The sequence below is a fragment of the Massilia sp. AB1 genome (assembly GCF_018119385.1).
Taxonomy (GTDB): Bacteria; Pseudomonadota; Gammaproteobacteria; order Burkholderiales; family Burkholderiaceae_D; genus Telluria.
The window spans coordinates 1-16793 of record NZ_JAGKSG010000068.1 but is presented as its reverse complement, the minus strand read 5'-3'; the positions used below and the strand labels follow the sequence as shown (position 1 = coordinate 16793).

Genomic DNA, 16793 nt, shown 5'->3' with positions numbered 1-16793 from the left:
TTTTATTTTGTGGATGCGATTACGCGATGCGCTTGAACACCCGGCGCGCCGCTTCCACCGTCTCGGCGATCACGCCGTCATCATGCTGCGCCGACACGAAGCCCGCTTCGAACATGGCCGGCGCGAAGTACACGCCTTCGTCCAGCATGCCGTGGAAGAAGCGGTTGAAGCGCTCCTTGTCGCCCGCCATCATCTGCGCATAGGTCGACGGCACGGTGGCCGAGAAATACATGCCGAACATGCCGCCCACCGAGTCGGCGCAGAAGGTCACGCCTGCTTCCTTGGCCGCTTCGGCCAGGCCTTCCACCAGCTTGGCGGTCTGCGCGCTCAAGCGGTCGTAGAAGCCCGGCTCCTGCACCAGCTTCAGGGTAGTCATGCCGGCCGCCACCGCGACCGGGTTGCCCGACAGGGTGCCGGCCTGGTACACGGGACCGATCGGCGCCATCTTCTGCATCAGTTCCGAACGGCCGCCGAAGGCCGCGACCGGCATGCCGCCGCCGATCACCTTGCCCAGCGCGGTCAGGTCCGGGCTGATGCCGTACATCTCCTGGGCGCCGCCCAGGCCCACGCGGAAGCCGCACATCACTTCGTCGAAGATCAGCACCGCGCCATGTTCGGTGCACAGCTCGCGCATGCGGGTCAGGAATTCCGGCGTGGCGCGGATCAGGTTCATGTTGCCGGCCACCGGCTCCACGATCACGCAGGCGATGGTGTCGCCCATCGAGGCGAAGGCGTCTTCCAGCTGCGGGACGTTGTTGTAGTCCAGGACCAGGGTGTGCTTGACGAAGTCTTCCGGCACGCCGGCCGAGGTCGGGTTGCCGAAGGTGAGCAGGCCGCTGCCGGCCTTCACCAGCAGCGAGTCGGCGTGGCCGTGGTAGCAGCCTTCGAACTTGACGATCTTGTCGCGGCCGGTGGCGCCGCGCGCCAGGCGCAGGGCGCTCATGGTCGCCTCGGTGCCCGACGAGACCAGGCGCACCTGCTCCAGCGAAGGCACCAGGCGGCACAGCTCCTCGGCGATCTCGATCTCGCCCTCGGTCGGGGCGCCGAAGGACAGGCCATTGGCCGCCGCATCCTGCACCGCCTTCACCACCTGCGGGTGGGCGTGGCCGACGATGGCCGGGCCCCAGGAGCCGATGTAGTCGATGTAGCGCTTGCCGTCCGCGTCCCAGAAGTACGGGCCTTCGGCGCGGGTGATGAAGCGCGGCGTGCCGCCCACCGAGCGGAAGGCGCGCACCGGAGAATTGACGCCGCCGGGCGTGGATTGCTGGGCGCGGGCAAACAGGATGTCGTTCTTGGAACTGGCGTGTTCTGTGGTCATGGTTGCGATCAAGGTGAAGCCGAAGCGCAGGCTTACGGCCGGTAGAATTTGCTGGGGATGAACTTGCCCATGCCGAAGCGCTGCGCGTGTTCGAGCGCCCCGGTGGTGTATTCCTGGGCGACGTTCAGGGCCGTGGGCGCGTCGAAGCCGCGCGCCATCAGCGCGGTGAAGGCCGCCGAATAGGTGTTGCCGGCCCCGACGAAAGGCCCCGGCAGGTGCTGCCAGTCGACGCGCGCGACTTCGCCGTCGCGGTCGAACAGGGTGTTGGAGCAGGCGCCGCCCTCGTCGCGGGTGCCGGTCACCAGCACGTACTGCAGGCCGGACGATGTCAGTTCGGCCACGTCCTGTTCCAGCGAACCCTCGCCGCCTTCGCGCCAGGTCTCGGCCATGCGGCCCAGTTCCGACTGCGACAGGATCAGGCAGGTGGCCTGGGGCGACAGGATCGAGATCAGGGCCGACATCATCTCCTCGTCGGCCATGCCGGCGTCGGGCAGGGAGGTGAGGAAGGGATCGAGGATCAGGGGCGCGTCCGGATAGTCCGAGACGATTTCGGCGATCGCCGCCAGGTGCAGGGCGCTGGGCACGGCGCCGACCTTGAAGGCGGCCACCGGCATGTCTTCGAGCAGGGTGCGGGCCTGGTCGGCCATCCAGTCGCTGTCGACTTCGTGCAGGTTTTCCACCCGCGCGCTGTCCGACACCAGCAGGCCGGCCACCGCCGTCAGGGCGTGGCAGCCCAGGGCCGCGAAGGCGGCCACGTCGGCTTGCACGCCGAGCGCGCCGACTGGATCGCAGAGCCCGAACGTCAGGATGAGGGGTAACGGTTGGTTTTGCACGACGGGTAGATTAAGATACCTGATTCCGCATTTTACTAGATAGAAGGAACAATACTGTGAGTACTGATTCGACGGCGCCTTTCCAGACCTGGATGTGCTTGATCTGCGGCTGGGTCTACGACGAAGCCGCCGGCGCCCCCGATGACGGCATCGCCCCCGGCACCCGCTGGGCCGACGTGCCGATGAACTGGACCTGCCCGGAGTGCGGCGCCCGCAAGGACGACTTCGAGATGACCGCCATCTGAGCTGCGCGAAGGCTTGATGCCGCTGTATTGACAACCGCGTAGTTGATGCAGCGCAACACTTCGCGCACAAGGGAAGGGGGCTGTGCTATCGTGGCGCTTCATGCCGAAGTGAAACGACAATGACGACATCCCCGCAACCGACGGGCCTGACCATCATGGTGATCGACGACAGCAGCACGATACGCCGCTCCGCCGAGATCTTCCTGACCCAGGCCGGCTACCACGTGGTGCTGGCCGAGGACGGCTTCGACGCGCTGGCGAAGATCAACGACCACCATCCCGCGCTGGTGTTCTGCGATATCCTGATGCCGCGCCTGGATGGCTACCAGACCTGCGCCCTGATCAAGAAGAGCGCACGCTTTTCCGCCACCCCGGTCCTGATGCTGTCGTCGAAGGACGGCCTGTTCGACCGCGCGCGCGGCGCCATGGTGGGCGCCAGCGCCTACCTGACCAAACCGTTTTCCAAAGACAGCCTGCTGGCCGCCGTGCGCGACCACACCGCCGGCAAGGCTGCATGAACCGACCCCGGAGCCGTACGTGGCCATACACAAGATTCTCATCGTCGACGATTCCCCGACCGAACGCTTCTACCTGACCGACATCCTGGCCAGGCAGGGATATGCCGTCAGCACCGCCGTCAACGGCGAAGAGGCGCTGGAACGCATCCGCGCCGAGCGCCCGGAACTGATCCTGATGGACGTCGTCATGCCGGGCGCGAACGGCTTCCAGATCACGCGCGCGATCGCGCGCGATCCCGAGCTGTCCAAGGTCCCGGTCATCATCTGCAGCAGCAAGAGCCAGGAGACCGACCGCATCTGGGGCATGCGCCAGGGCGCCAAGGACTACCTGGTCAAGCCGGTCGACCCGCAGCAGCTGCTGGCCGCCATCGCCGCCCTCGGCGCCGACGCGGGCGCAGCCGCGGCCATGCCGGTGCGCGCGAGCGCATGATGGACATCGACGGCGCGGAGGGCAGGCCGGACGACGCCGCGCGCCGCACCCGCCTGCGCGCCTACCAGGAAGAACTGCTGGAGCGCATGCAGGCCGCCAAGAGCGGCAACGGCGAGCGGGTGCAGCAGCTCGGCCTGGGCATCGCCGGCACGCGCTGGCTGCTCGACCTCACCGAGGCCGGCGAGATCGTGCCGAGCGGCCCGCTCACCCCCGTCCCGCTGACCCGGCCCTGGTACCTCGGCCTGGTCAACGTGCGCGGCGCGCTGCTGGGCGTGATCGACCTGGCGCGCTACCTGGACCAGGATGCGCCCGCAGCGGCCGGCCCGGGACGGCTGGTCACCTTCTCGCCGGCGCTGGGCTTCAATTGCGCGCTGCGGGTGGACCAGGTCTACGGCCTGCGCCAGGCCGGCGCGATGGAGCGCATCGGGGACGCCTTGCGCGACCCGGAGGGCAACACATGGAAGCCGCTGTCGCTGGCGGCACTGGTGCGGGAAGAGCGCTTCCTGCACGTCGCAATTAGCTAACCACGAACAGCAGGACCAGGAGCCGGAATGGGATTCGCCTCGAAACTCAGCACCAATTTCTTCGCCAGGGAGAGCGCCGACGACGACACCGTGCTGTCCTCGCCGGATACCCAGTTCGGCCCCGGCGTCGGCGCGGCGGCGGCAATAGCAACCGCGGCGCCCGCGGGAGGCTCCGCCGAAGCCGCGGCGCGCCGCCTGGGCAACATCCGCCACCGCAAGGGCGCGCCCGGTGAAGACGCCGAGAAGGACAAGCTCAGCCTGCCGCTGATCGGCCACCTGTCGCTGCCGCGCCAGCTGCGCCTGCTGCTGGGCGCCTTCGCGGCCGGCATCCTGCTGACCGTGCTGTCGATGTGGCAGAACGCCGCCCACAATGCCGAAGCCGCGGGCCAGAGCCAGACCGCGAGCGACGCCCTGATGAACGCCCACCGCCTGGGCAAGGTGGCGCCGAAGGCGCTGCGCGGCGACGGCGAGGCCATCGCACAGCTCGAAAGCAGCCGCGCCGACCTGGGGCGCAACCTGGCCCTGCTGGCGCGCGGCGGCAACGCCCCCGCCGGCGACATCCCGGCCGCCAGCGGCGAGGCCGCGGCCCTGGTGTCCAAGGCGCGCAGCATGTGGAGCGCCTCCGACAAGGCCGCCGCGGTCCTGGTCAAGAACAAGCGCTACCTGACCGGCTACGGCGAGAGCCTGGCGCAGCTGTCCACCTTCAGCCCCGAACTGCTCTCGATCGGCGACACCCTGCTCGACCAGCGCACCGAGCGCGGCGGCAGCGCGCGCGAAGTGGCCGCCCTGGGCCGCATGATGAGCCTGACCCAGAGCCTGACGGCCGGCGCCCACGCCTTCGTGACGCCGGGAGCGCCGCGCAGCGGCGCGGCCGAATCGATCGCGCGCGACGCCAGTGCGCTGGGCGCCATCGTCGACGGCCTGCTGGACGGCAGCGCCGCGCTGGGCCTGGCCCCGCTGGCCGACGCCGGCCTGCGCGAGCGCCTGGCCAAGGCGCGCGAAGCCTTCCGCGCCTTCCAGTCCACCGTCGCCTCCCTGCAAAGCAACATCGGCCACTTCCACGCCGCCCGCGTCGCCGAGCAGACCATCGCGCGCGACAACGAGCAGCTGGGCGCCTTGCTGGGACGCCTGCAGAACGGCTACCGCCTGGCCCAGGGCGGCAACAGCCCCTGGTTCTGGGTGCTGGTCGGCGCCGCGATCTTCACGCTGGCGATGGGCGGCAGCATCTCGCGCGTGATGCTGCAGGACCAGCGCAACCGCACCCGCGGCCTGGAAGCGCGCCGCCGCGACGCCGAAGCCATGCGCCAGCTGGCCCAGGCCAAGGAAGAAGAGGCCAAGGCCACCAACGACGCCAACCAGGCGGCGATCCTGCGCCTGATGAACGAACTGCAGGAAGTGGCGGACGGCGACCTGACCGTGCACGCCACCGTGTCCGAGGACATCACCGGCGCCATCGCCGACTCGGTCAACTACACCGTGGAAGAGCTGCGCGGCCTGGTGGTGCGCGTGATCACCACCGCCGAGCAGGTCACGCGCGCCTCGAGCGGCGCGCAGGCGGTGTCGACCCGCCTGCTGGGCGCCGCCGAGGAGCAGTCGAAGGAAATCAAGGACGCCTCCAGCACCGTGCTGCGCATGGCCAGCGAGATCACCGATGTGTCGCGCTCGGCGCTGGAATCGGCCGATGTGGCGCGCCAGTCGGTGGCGGCGGCGGAGCAGGGCGCGCTAGCGGTGCAGAACGCCATCATCGGCATGAACGAGATCCGCGAGCAGATCCAGGAAACCTCCAAGCGCATCAAGCGCCTGGGCGAATCCTCGCAGGAGATCGGCGAGATCACCGACCTGATCTCGGACATCACCGAGCAGACCAACGTGCTGGCGCTGAACGCCGCGATCCAGGCCGCCTCCGCGGGCGAAGCGGGACGCGGCTTCTCGGTGGTGGCGGAAGAGGTGCAGCGCCTGGCGGAACGTTCGGCCGAAGCGGCCAAGGGGATCGGCGCGCTGGTGCGCACCATCCAGGCCGACACCCACGACGCCGTGGCCGCGATGGAAAAGTCGACCCAGGGCGTGGTCGAGGGCGCGCGCCTGTCGGACGCCGCCGGCGCCGCGCTAGCCGACATCTCGCGCGTGTCGAACCGCCTGGCGGAGCTGATCCAGGGCATGTCCTACGCCACCGAGCTGCAGGCCACCTCGGCCAACAGCGTGGCGCACAACATGCAGCACATCCTGTCGGTGACCGAGCATACCCAGCAGGGCACGCGCCAGACCGCCCAGTCGATCCGCGAACTGGCGGACCTGGCCCAGGAGCTGAAGGACTCCGTATCCCGCTTCCGCGTTGCAGCCTGATAAACTCTCGCCCATGACGACGACACAGACACGCGCAGGAGGATTCGACACTGGCCCGCTGTCCTGGGTGATCGGCGAGATCCGCGATGCGCTGGACCGTTCCGGCGCCGCGGTGCGCGACGCCGCCGGACGCAGCCAGGAAGCCCAGCCGACCCTGCTGCTGCATGCCAAGACCCACCTGCACCAGGCCCACGGCGCCCTGCAGATGGTGGACGTCGAGGGCGTGCAAGCCTATACCGGCGCCGCCGAGGAGCTGCTCGACCGCCTCAAGGACGGCCAGCTGCCCTGCACCGAGGAGAACGCGAAGCTGCTGCAGGACGCCTACGGCGCCCTCGGCGAATACCTCGACGAGCTCCTGGCCGGCGCGCCGCAGCAGCCGGCGCGCCTGTTCCCGTATTTCCGCGACTTGCAGGAGCGCCTGGGCGTGCAGCGCATCCACCCGTCCGACCTGCTGGTCCTGGACTTGTCCACCCTGCCGGAGCTGCCGGTGGAGGGCGAGGCCGGCCCCGCCGACTACGCCGCCTGCCGCGCGCGTTTCGAAAAATCGCTCCTGCCCTACCTGAAGAGCACCGAGCCGGAGCAGATCCGCCTGCATGCGGCCGGCATGCGCGACGCCATCGCGCCGATCGCGGCCGCCCAGCAGGAGCCGCGCGCGCGCCTGTTCTGGCAGGCGATGCACGCCTTCGCCGCCGTGGTGGCGGAGGGCCAGGTCGGCAGCGACCTGTATGCCAAGCAGCTGTTTGGCCAGATCAACCTGCAGGCGCGCCGCCTGTCGCAGGGGCAGGGCGGCACGCCCGAGGCCATGCTGCGCGACGCCCTGTTCTTCGTCGCAGCGGCACCGGACCCAGCCGCGGGCGGCGAGGCGCAGCGCCTGCGCCAGGCCCTGCACCTGGACGGCGCGGTGCCGCTGGACTACGCCGAGCGCCGCTACGGCAAGATCGACCCGGCTGCGCTGAAGGAAGCGCGCGAGGCCCTGGCCCGCACCAAGTCCGACTGGGACCGCATCGCCCACGAGCCGGACGCCGTGGTCGAGGACGACTTCAACCAGGCGCTGGCCCAGCTGGCCGGCGCCAGCGAAAAACTGGGCGCGCCCGCGCTGGCCCAGCTGCTGCGCGAGCTGGGTCGCGCCGCCACCGATTCCATGTCCTCCGGCCGCAGCGACCAGTTCGGCCTGGAGATGGCGGCCGCCATGCTGTTCGTCGAGAACGGCCTGGACCAGCTGCGCCAATTGCCGGGCGACTTCGCCGAGAACGCCGAGGCGGTGGGCGCGCGCCTGCTGGCCCTGGCCGCCGGCGAAACCCCGCCGGACGCCGCGCACTGGCAGGGCGAACTGGCGCGCCAGATCCAGCAGGGCCAGACCGTGGCCGTGCTGGCGGGCGAGATCAAGACCGGCCTGCGCCAGATCGAAAAGCTGCTCGACGAATACTACGACGACCCGTCCAGGCGCCAGGTGCTGGAGCAGAGCACGCCGGTGCTGCACCAGCTGCAGGGCGCCTTCGCCATCCTCGATCTGGAGCAGGCGGTGCTGGCCACGCGCCACGTCGCGGACGAGGTGCGCAAGCTAGCCGGCTACGAAGGCGACGTCACCAGCCAGCACGCGGCGCTGCACAACATCGCACAGAACATCGGCGCGCTGGGTTTCTTCGCCGACCTGCTGGCGCAGGACAGCGAGACCGCGAAAGGCCGCTTCACCTTCGACCAGGACAAGCTGCTGCTGCGCGAGCTGCCTTACGAGTTCGTCGAGACGCCGCCTGAGCCGGCGCCGGTGGCGCAAGAGGCTCCGGCCCAGGAAAGCAGTATCGAAGCGGAGCTGCTGGAAATCTTCATTGCCGAGGCCCAGGAAGTGCTGGGCTTCGTCGCCCAGAACCTGCCGCGCGCGGCCGAGGAGCCGGGCAACCAGGAAACCCTGACCCTGCTGCGCCGCTCCTTCCACACGCTCAAGGGCAGCAGCCGCATGGTGGAGCTGGAGGATTTCGCCGCCACCGCCGCCGCCGTCGAGCGTGTGATGAACGTGTGGCTGGCCGACAGCCGCCCCGCCACCGCCAACCTGCTGGCGCTGCTGGCCCATGCCCATGCCGAGCTGGATGCCTGGGTGGCCGACCTGGCCGCCGGGCGCACGCCCGCGCGCGACGGTGCCGCCCTCATCGAGGCGGCCGGCCGGGTGCAGGAAGGCGGGCCGTTCGAAGCGGCCGGGGAGGAAGTGCGAGAGGACGACATTCCCGTCCTCGACCAGCCGGTCGACCTGGAAAGCGTCAAGCGCATCGGCGCTCTGCAGGTGCCGGCAGCGCTGTACGACATCTACCTGGCCGAGACCGAGCAGCTGGTCGAGACGCTGGCGCAGGAATTCGACGCCTGGCGCGCCGATCCGCGCCGCACCGTCTCGGAAGAGGGCCTGACGGCCGTGCACACCCTGGCCGGCACCTCGGGCACAGTCGGTTACATGGCGCTGCGCGACGTGGCCCAGGCGCTGGAACTGAGCCTGGAAAAACTGGTGACGCCGGGCGCCGCCATCGAGGACGGCCAGCTCGAGGTGCTGGACACGACCCTGTCGCGCATCCGCACCATGCTGCAGGTGTTCGCCCTGGGCGAACTGGCGCCGGAGCAGCCGGACCTGATCGACCAGCTGGCGGGATTGAACGAACGCGTGGCCAGCCAGCAGGCGGCCGCGGTCTATGGCGAAGCCGACCCGGAACTGGCGCAGAAGCTCGACGGCCTGTTCGCCGCAGCCTACGACAGCCTGGTAGCCGAGCCGCCGGCCTTCGATACCAGGCCCGCGCCGGAAGCGCCCGCAGTCAGCGAAGCCGATGACGTCTTCGACCTGTTCCTCGACGACCCGTTCGCGGCGCCCGCCCTCGACCAGGCTGCGCCTGGACCGGCCGTGCCTGTGCCGGATATCGAGGAATTCGTGCCGGAGCTGGACGAGACCGCCTTCGTGGCCGTGACGCCGGACGAAGCGGTGCTGACCGAGCCCGAGCCCGAGGCCGCGCCGGAAGCTGCAAGCGCGCCTGCGCCCGAGCCCGAGCCGGTCCTTGCGGCCGGCCCGGTCTTCGCCGACGAGCTGGACCCGGACCTGCTGCCCGTGTTCCTGGAAGAGGGCACCGACCTGCTGCCGCAGATCGGCAACGGCCTGCGCCAGTGGCAGCAGCATCCGCAGGACATGTCCATCGCCCAGGGCCTGCAGCGCGCCCTGCACACCGTGAAGGGCAGCGCGCGCATGGCCGGTGCGATGCGCCTGGGCCAGCACACGCACGAACTCGAGACGCAGATCGAGAACATGGTGCATGCCGGGACCACCAGCCCGGCCGCCTTCGACGAACTGCTGGCCAATTACGACCAGGCCTTGCTGCTGTTCGAACAGCTCCAGCAGCCGCGCGCCGCAGTGCAAGCCGAGGCCGCGCCGGCGCCGGCGGCGGCCGAGCAGCCGGGCGCGCGTTCGCCGCTGGTGCGCGTGCGCGCCGACATCCTCGACCGGGTGGTGAACCAGGCCGGTGAAGTGTCGATCACGCGCTCCAAGCTGGAAACCCAGGTCGATGCGCTCAAGGGCTCGCTGAGCGATTTCTCGGACAACGTGGCGCGCCTGCGCCGCCAGCTGCGCGAGATCGAGATGCAGGCCGAATCGCAGATCGCTTCGCGCCTGTCGATCGCCGGCGAGCGCGAGTTCGACCCGCTCGAATTCGACCGCTTCACCCGCCTGCAGGAACTGACCCGCATGCTGGCCGAAAGCGTGAACGACGTGGCCTCGTTCCAGGAAAGCCTGGGCCGCACGGTGGACAGTGCGGCAGAGGAGCTGGCGGCGCAGTCGCGCCTGACGCGCGACCTGCAGCGCGACCTGATGCGGGTGCGCATGGTGCCTTTCGCCAGCCTGTCGGAACGCCTGTTCCGGGTGGCGCGCCAGACCGCCAAGGAAACCGACAAGCGCGTCAACCTGGACATCCGCGGTGGCTCGGTCGAGGTCGACCGCGGCGTGCTGGAGCAGATGGCCGCGCCTTTCGAGCACCTGCTGCGCAACGCCATCGTGCACGGCGTCGAGCCGCGCGCCCAGCGCCAGGGCGTCGGAAAGTCCGAGACCGGCGAAGTGCTGGTGCAGGTGAGCCAGCACGGCAACGAAGTCGTGATGCAGTTCAGCGACGACGGCGCCGGCCTGGACCTCGAGCGCATCCGCGCCAAGGCGCGCGCGGTGGGCCTGCTGGGCGAGCTGGACGAAGTCTCGGACCAGGATGCGGCCGAGCTGATCTTCGAGCCGGGCTTTTCGACCGCCGACACCCTGACCGAACTGGCCGGCCGCGGCGTCGGCATGGACGTGGTGCGTTCCGAGGCCCAGGCGCTGGGCGGCCGGGTGGCGATCGAGTCGCAGCCCGGACAGGGCACGCGCTTCACCATCCACCTGCCGCTGACCCTGGCCGTGGCCCAGGTGGTGCTGGTGTCGAACGGCAGCCGCACCTACGCGATTCCGGCCACCCTGGTGGAGCAGATGCAGCAGGTGCGCGACGCGGACCTGGAGGCGGCCCGGCAAGAGGGCAAGATCGTGGCCGGCGGCGATACGCTGGCTTTGTACGAGCTGCAGGATTTGCTGGGCGAGGAAGACGAGCGCCTGCCGCTGCAGCGCTCGAATCCCGTCATGGTGCTCAACAGCGGCAGCCGCAGGATTGCCCTGTGCATCGGCGAGGTGGTGGGCAACCGCGAAGTCGTGGTCAAGAACATCGGTCCGCAGCTGTCGCGCGTGCCGGGGATCGCGGGCGCGACGGTGCTGGGTTCGGGCGAGATCGTCCTGATCCTCGATCCGGTGGCGCTGGCGCAGCAGCCGGTCAAGGCGCGGCGCGTGCAGCCTGAGGTGGTACCGCAGCCGCAGAAGGCAGTCGTGATGGTGGTGGACGATTCAATCACCGTGCGCAAGGTGACCCAGCGGCTGCTGGAGCGCGAGGGCTACCAGGTGCTGCTGGCCAAGGATGGCGTGGACGCGCTGGAGCAGATCGCGCAGCTGGGGGCGCCGGACCTGATGCTGGTGGATATCGAGATGCCGCGCATGGATGGCTTCGATCTCACGAGGCAGATTCGCGGGAGTTCGGCGACGCAGGGTGTGCCGATCATCATGATCACCTCGCGTACGGCGGACAAGCACCGCAACTATGCGCTGGGGCTGGGCGTGAATGCCTATTTCGGCAAGCCGTATCAGGAAGAGGTGTTGCTGGCGGCGATAGGGAGTTTGCTGGGGCGCGAGGCGGCTTGATACGTTAGTGGCTGTTCGACGAACTTGGGTCCCCGCCTGCGCGGGGATGACGTTCGGAGGGGGCGGGCCGATAGCCAAGCCATTGGCCTGCTGCTTAAAAACGTCATCCCCGCGAAGGCGGGGACCCAAGTTTGTCCGCACACCCCTAACTCTGTCTCTTCACCACACTAAACCGCTCCAAAGTCCGCTGCCGAGCCTTGTCATGATCGACAACCGGCCCCGGATAATCCTTCCCCAGCACCACGCCTTTTTCAGCGAGCTTCTCGGCCGCCATGAGCCACGGCGCATGAATTTCCTTCGCATCCAGGGCCATCAGCTGCGGTAGCCAGCGCCGAATGAACTCCCCCTTCGCATCGAACTTCTGCGATTGTGTCACCGGATTGAAAATCCTGAACCACGGCTGCGCATCGCAGCCCGTCGACGCCGCCCACTGCCAGCCGCCGTTGTTCGACGCCATGTCGTAATCGTTGAGCTTGAGCGCAAAGTAGCGCTCCCCGCGCCGCCAGTCGATCCCCAGGTCCTTGACCAGGAAACTGGCCGTCACCATCCTCAGCCGGTTGTGCATGAAACCGGTGCGATTGAGCTGCGCCATCGCCGCATCCACCAGCGGATACCCGGTCCGCCCCTCGCACCAGGCCGCGAACAATGCCTCTGCCTCCGGCCCATCCTCCCACCGCACCGCATCGAAGGCCGGCTTGAAGGCCCGCGTCGCCACCTGCGGATGCCGGTACAGGATCATGGCGTAGAAATCCCGCCAGATCAGCTCGGACAGCCAGGTCGAGGGGGCGGCCCCCCCCCCCCCCCCCCCCCCCCACACCCCCCCCCCCCCCCCCCCCCCCCCCCCCGCCCCCCCCCGGGCCCCCCCCCCCCCCCGCGCCGGGGGGGGGGGGGGGGGGCCGGCCCCCCCCCCCCCCGCGGCGACAGCCACCGCCTCCGATTTCTTGCGGGATGATCTCGCCGCCGACGATCACCGCGTGGACGGCAAAGCCGTCCACCCTACCTGAACGGCCTGCTCACGAAGCGCGACCCGGCCAGCCCGAAGCGCCACGGCACGTCCACCGCCTTCGAGATGCCGATGCGCGGCCCCTCCACGACCGGCAGCTCGCGCGGCGCCGGCAGCAGCTCGAAAGGCGGCGCCGACAGCGGCATGCCGTTGAGCGCCCGCGTGACGCCCAGCGCCTGGCACAGCTTGCCCGGCCCGGAACACAGCAGCCACTCGTCGTCCGCATCGCGCCGCGCGCGCATCACGTCCAGCCCCGCCACCGGCTCCAGCGCCCGGATCAGGACCCCTGCCCCATGCCCCGCTTCGCGGCACACGAAGTTCAGGCACCAATGGATGCCGTAGGAACGGTAGACATAGGCATGTGCCGGCGGCCCGAACATGGAGGCATTGCGCTCGGTGGGACCGGAATAGGCGTGCGAGGCCGGGTCTTCGCGGTCGTAGGCCTCGGTCTCGACGATGCGCCCGCCGACCCCGTCGACCAGCACCGTGACCCCGATCAGCTGGCGCGCCACGATCTCCGCCGGCGCCGAAAAATCAATTCCCGCAATTATCGAAATAGCCATGCTTCGATTCTATCCCGGGTCAGATTGACCCGGCGTTTTGGTGAAATTGACACACAGATCGCATTGCTTTGCTGCAAGTTAATTCTTGCTGGGTTATAGTGACGCCAGTTGTTGCCTTCCCAGAAGCACCCATCCTTTCCCATGAACACCGTCGCCGAACCCATTCAGCAGGTCGATCAGGTCGATGCCCTGATCAAGTCGATCCGCATTCCGCCGCGTCCCAGCCTGCTGGCCGACATGCAGCGCGAGCTGGCGTCGGAAGATCCGTCGCCTGAGGCAATCGGCAAGATCGTGGCGAGTGACGTCGGCATGTCCGGCGCGCTGCTCAAGCTGGCCAATTCCTCGATCTTTGGCGGACGCCGCAAGGCCAAGTCGGTCGAGCAGGCCATTCTGTTCCTGGGCATCAACCAGGTGGCGGCCCTGATGACGGGCCTGCTGGCGCGCCAGGCGATTCCCGCCAATAGTGCCGAACTGGCAAGCTTCTGGGACATCTCCTCGCGCCGCGCGCAAGCCATGGTGTTCCTGTCGCGCCGCCTGCGCATCGGCGAGCCGGACGTGGCCCACACCTTCGGCCTGTTCTGCGACACTGGCGTGCCGCTGCTGATGGACCGCTTCCCCGACTATGCCGCGACCTACGCCGCCGCCTCGCTGGAAATGCTGCGCCCGTTCACGGCGCTGGAGGACGAGCGCCACAACACCAGCCACGCGGCGGTCGGCTGCCTGCTGGCGCGCAACTGGGGCCTGTCGGGCGATGTCGGCTGGGCCATCCTGCACCACCACGATTTCAGCGTCCTCGACGACGCCTCGACCGCATCCACCGTGCGTTCGCTGGTGGCGCTGTCGGTGCTGGCGGAAAGCGCCCTGTGCAGCTACCAGGGCCAGCCCGAGTCGCTGGAATGGGGCAAGGCAGGCGACGCCGCCTGCGCTTATCTTGGCCTTTCCGGCGAGGAAACGGCCGAATTGCTCGACGAATTGCTCGAAGCTTTTCACGAAGAATAAATACATACTTTTGACTTCCTCTCCCTTCAGGCAGATACTTGGCTAAAAGTAGTTGCGCAGGAGGAGACATGAAGCGCCTGATTCTGTTGCTGCTGTCGGCAGCACTCGCCGGATGCGCCAGCGTGGCGCCGCCACCCGCCCCGACCGCCCTGTTTGCCGACGCCGGCTTCGCGCCGCCGTCCGAGCCCGTGAGCGCCGACGAGCTGTTTACGCTCAGTCCGGCCATGAAGGCCTACATCAGCAGTCCCGCGTTCACGCAGACCCTGCGCTCGCGCGGCTCGCGCCATGGCCTGGTCGATGCGCTGTACAGCAAGACCGACCTGAAGCTCGAATACGAGTCCACGACCACCCGCACCGCCGCCCAGACCTATGCGGTGCGCTCGGGCAACTGCCTGTCGCTGGTGATCATGACGGCCGCGTTCGCCAAGGCGCTGGGCATGCCGGTGCAGTTCCAGAGCGTCACCACGGACGAGATGTGGAGCCGCATGGGTGGCTTGTACCTGGCCAGCAACCACGTCAACATCAGCATCGGCGACCGGATCGGCGACGTCCAGAACGGCTTCGACACCAGCCGCCACCTGGTGGTGGACTTCCTGCCGCCGGCCGACGCGGCCAAGCTGCGCAGCCGCGCGCTGGAAGAGGAAGACATCGTCTCGCTCTACCTGAACAACCGCGCCGCCGAAGCCCTGGTGCAGCAGCGCGTCAACGACGCCTACTGGTGGGCCAAGGCGGCGGTGTCGGCGCGTCCCGGCGCGGTACAGCCGCTCAACACGCTCGGCGTGGTCTACCAGCGCCATGGCGACATGACGCTCGCCGAGCAGACCTTCCGCGCCGCGCTGTCGCGCGAACCCGAAAACGTGTCCGTGCTGCGCAACCTGCAGCCGGTGCTGCTGGCCCTCGGCCGCCCGCTGGAAGCGCAGGAACTGGAAAAGCGGATCGCCAGCATCGAGCCCTATCCCCCCTACTACTTCTTCGACAAGGGGATGGCGGCGCTCAAGGCCGGCGATAACGACGAGGCCAAGGACTTGTTCGAACGCGAGATCAAGCGCTCGCCCTACAACGACGAGTTCCGCTTCTGGCTCGGCATTGCGCACCTGCGCCTGGGCGAACTGGTCGACGCCCGCGAGCACATCGCGCTGGCGGTCGACAACAGCACCAGGAAGAGCAACCGCGATATCTATTCGGCCAAGCTGGCCTACCTGCGCAGCATTGCGCAGACGGGGGCTCGGCTGCGCTGACGGCGGATGCCATGGCGGGGGAACGCGACTGCTATACTTGAGCGTCCCCTTGCCTCGCGAATCCACCATTGAGCTCGTCCGGCCGCATCGTCCTCGATACCTTCGACAGTACCGTCCTCGCCAACAATGCGATGGGCGATCCCGCGCGGCGCATCGTGCCGGTCTACCTGCCGCCGGGATACGACGAGAACCCGTCGCAACACTATCCCGTCGTCTACCTGCTGGCTGGATTCAATGGCCGCGGCACGACCTTCCTGAACGACACGGTATGGGATGAGAACATCGCTCAGCGCATGGACCGCCTGATCGCCGGCGGCACGGTCCGCCCCTTCATCGTCGTCATGCCGGATTGCCTGACCCGCCTGGGCGGCAGCCAGTACATCAATTCACCGGCCACCGGCCGCTACGAAGACCATCTCGTCGACGAACTGGTCCCCTACATCGACCGCAGCTACCGCACGCTGGCGCGGCGCGAGTACCGCGCGGTGGCGGGAAAAAGCTCGGGCGGCTATGGCGCGCTGATGCTGGCGATGCGTCATCCCGACATATTCGCGCTGACGGCCTCGCACAGCGGCGACCTGTATTTCGAGCTGTGCTACAAACCGGCCTTCGTCACCTGCGCGCGTTCGATCGGCCGGCTGGGCGGACTCGATCGGCTGATGCGCGACCTGCATACCCACCGTCCACGCGACGCCGCCTACCGCGCGGTCGTCAACACCCTGGCCATGGCTTCGTGCTACTCGCCCGACCCTGCCCTGCCGCACGGATTCGCGCTGCCCTTCGATCCGCACACGGCGGAAATCAACGACGCCGTGTGGGCGCAATGGCTGCGCCACGATCCCGTGCACCTGGTGGACGAATATCTGGAGGCCCTGGCCTCGCTGCGCCTGATCTACCTGGACGCCGGCACCCAGGATGAATTCAACCTGCAGTTCGGCGCGCGCATCTTCCGCGACCGCCTGGCCCGGCACGGCATCGCCGTCGTCCACCAGGAATTCGACGACAGCCACCTGAACATCCCCTACCGCTTCGATACCTCGTTCGCCGCGATCTCGCAGGCAATGTCAGAGTAGCGATCCCTGCACCGGTGATGCGCGATCCTCGCCGGGATCCACGGCCAGCTGGCGCCATACCTGCAATTTCTGCTCAAAACTCAGCGCCATGTGCGCAGGCGAGGACGACGGCAGGACCACGGTGCGGTAGCCGTGCTGCGCGAACTGGGGCGCGAACTTGCCCGAGGCCTGGCCATTGAATCCCACCGTCTCCAGCCGCGGGCATAGTGCGCGCAGGCGCTCGAAATCGTTGGCGGCCGGCTTGCGGATCGCGGAATCGAGGCTGCCTTCGCGCTCGCAGGCGGCCAGCACGTCCCACAATCCCACGTGGTGCGCGAGCAGGCGCGGCAGGCGCTCGGCGTAAGGCAGCGCGGCCAGGTCTTCGCCGATGACCGAGGAAATCAGGCGCCAGAACTGGTTGCGCGGATTTATGAACGATGAAAAGTGTTCATTTGGTTCTGCTCTACTGTCGCAATTTTTTCTTCTTCTTGAACTGGAAA

14 protein-coding genes and 1 pseudogene are annotated in these 16793 nt (G+C 68.5%); 10 read left to right on the top strand and 5 right to left on the bottom strand.

Features of this window, described 5'->3' with window-relative positions; translation table 11 throughout:
• Positions 1-19: 19 nt before the first annotated feature.
• Together hemL and J8847_RS22670 are read right to left on the bottom strand one after the other, a co-directional pair.
• Complete coding sequence (gene hemL, locus J8847_RS22675; RefSeq protein ID WP_211526942.1) at positions 20-1318, bottom strand: glutamate-1-semialdehyde 2,1-aminomutase; 1299 nt, start codon at positions 1316-1318, stop codon at positions 20-22.
• 32 nt (positions 1319-1350) lie between these two features.
• On the bottom strand, positions 1351-2085 hold the full coding sequence (locus tag J8847_RS22670) for a hydroxymethylpyrimidine/phosphomethylpyrimidine kinase (protein ID WP_373888807.1): 735 nt from the start codon (positions 2083-2085) through the stop codon (positions 1351-1353).
• Positions 2086-2243: 158 nt separating this feature from the next.
• On the opposite strand from J8847_RS22670, the gene J8847_RS22665 reads away from it, so the two are divergent.
• The 6 genes from J8847_RS22665 (at position 2244) to J8847_RS22640 (ending at position 11438) form a co-directional block, all read left to right on the top strand.
• Positions 2244-2396: a rubredoxin gene (locus tag J8847_RS22665; protein WP_029755924.1), complete on the top strand. Its 153-nt coding sequence runs from the start codon at positions 2244-2246 to the stop codon at positions 2394-2396.
• A 119-nt stretch (positions 2397-2515) separates the two neighbouring features.
• Positions 2516-2914, top strand: coding sequence for a PleD family two-component system response regulator (locus tag J8847_RS22660; RefSeq protein ID WP_211526940.1), 399 nt, complete (start codon positions 2516-2518; stop codon positions 2912-2914).
• 19 nt (positions 2915-2933) lie between these two features.
• A complete protein-coding gene (locus tag J8847_RS22655) occupies positions 2934-3344 on the top strand; it encodes a PleD family two-component system response regulator (protein ID WP_373888806.1) in 411 nt (136 codons plus the stop codon).
• On the top strand, positions 3341-3868 hold the full coding sequence (locus tag J8847_RS22650) for a chemotaxis protein CheW (RefSeq protein ID WP_229429765.1): 528 nt from the start codon (positions 3341-3343) through the stop codon (positions 3866-3868). The genes J8847_RS22655 and J8847_RS22650 overlap by 4 nt, the downstream gene beginning before the upstream one ends.
• Before the next feature lie 27 nt (positions 3869-3895).
• Positions 3896-6211 (top strand): methyl-accepting chemotaxis protein, encoded by a 2316-nt coding sequence (locus tag J8847_RS22645; RefSeq protein WP_211526939.1) that lies wholly within the window; start codon positions 3896-3898, stop codon positions 6209-6211.
• Between the two features lie 13 nt (positions 6212-6224).
• Positions 6225-11438, top strand: coding sequence for an Hpt domain-containing protein (locus J8847_RS22640; RefSeq protein WP_211526938.1), 5214 nt, complete (start codon positions 6225-6227; stop codon positions 11436-11438).
• Between the two features lie 145 nt (positions 11439-11583).
• On the opposite strand, the pseudogene J8847_RS22635 reads toward J8847_RS22640, so the two are convergent.
• Positions 11584-12240 (bottom strand): annotated as a pseudogene (locus J8847_RS22635) (deoxyribodipyrimidine photo-lyase); the annotation flags it as partial.
• On the opposite strand from J8847_RS22635, the gene J8847_RS22630 reads away from it, so the two are divergent.
• Positions 12160-12390 carry a hypothetical protein gene (locus J8847_RS22630; protein ID WP_211526946.1) on the top strand — a complete coding sequence of 77 codons (231 nt, stop codon included), beginning with the start codon at positions 12160-12162 and terminating at the stop codon, positions 12388-12390. The pseudogene J8847_RS22635 and the gene J8847_RS22630 sit on opposite strands and share 81 nt — an antisense overlap.
• Before the next feature lie 44 nt (positions 12391-12434).
• On the opposite strand, the gene J8847_RS22625 is transcribed toward J8847_RS22630, so the two are convergent.
• On the bottom strand, positions 12435-13004 hold the full coding sequence (locus J8847_RS22625) for a DNA-3-methyladenine glycosylase (RefSeq protein ID WP_211526937.1): 570 nt from the start codon (positions 13002-13004) through the stop codon (positions 12435-12437).
• A gap of 141 nt (positions 13005-13145) precedes the next feature.
• On the opposite strand from J8847_RS22625, the gene J8847_RS22620 reads away from it, so the two are divergent.
• The 3 genes from J8847_RS22620 (at position 13146) to J8847_RS22610 (ending at position 16314) form a co-directional block, all read left to right on the top strand.
• Positions 13146-14003: an HDOD domain-containing protein gene (locus J8847_RS22620; protein ID WP_211526936.1), complete on the top strand. Its 858-nt coding sequence runs from the start codon at positions 13146-13148 to the stop codon at positions 14001-14003.
• A gap of 68 nt (positions 14004-14071) precedes the next feature.
• Positions 14072-15241, top strand: coding sequence for a tetratricopeptide repeat protein (locus J8847_RS22615; protein WP_211526935.1), 1170 nt, complete (start codon positions 14072-14074; stop codon positions 15239-15241).
• A 68-nt stretch (positions 15242-15309) separates the two neighbouring features.
• Entirely contained in the window at positions 15310-16314 is a 1005-nt protein-coding gene (locus J8847_RS22610) for an alpha/beta hydrolase family protein (RefSeq protein ID WP_211526934.1), read from the top strand.
• On the opposite strand, the gene J8847_RS22605 is transcribed toward J8847_RS22610, so the two are convergent.
• The gene (locus tag J8847_RS22605; protein WP_211526943.1) at positions 16306-16725 is read right to left on the bottom strand and encodes a DNA-deoxyinosine glycosylase; all 420 of its coding nucleotides are present in this window, start codon (positions 16723-16725) and stop codon (positions 16306-16308) included. The two genes, J8847_RS22610 and J8847_RS22605, sit on opposite strands and share 9 nt — an antisense overlap.
• Positions 16726-16793: the final 68 nt, after the last annotated feature.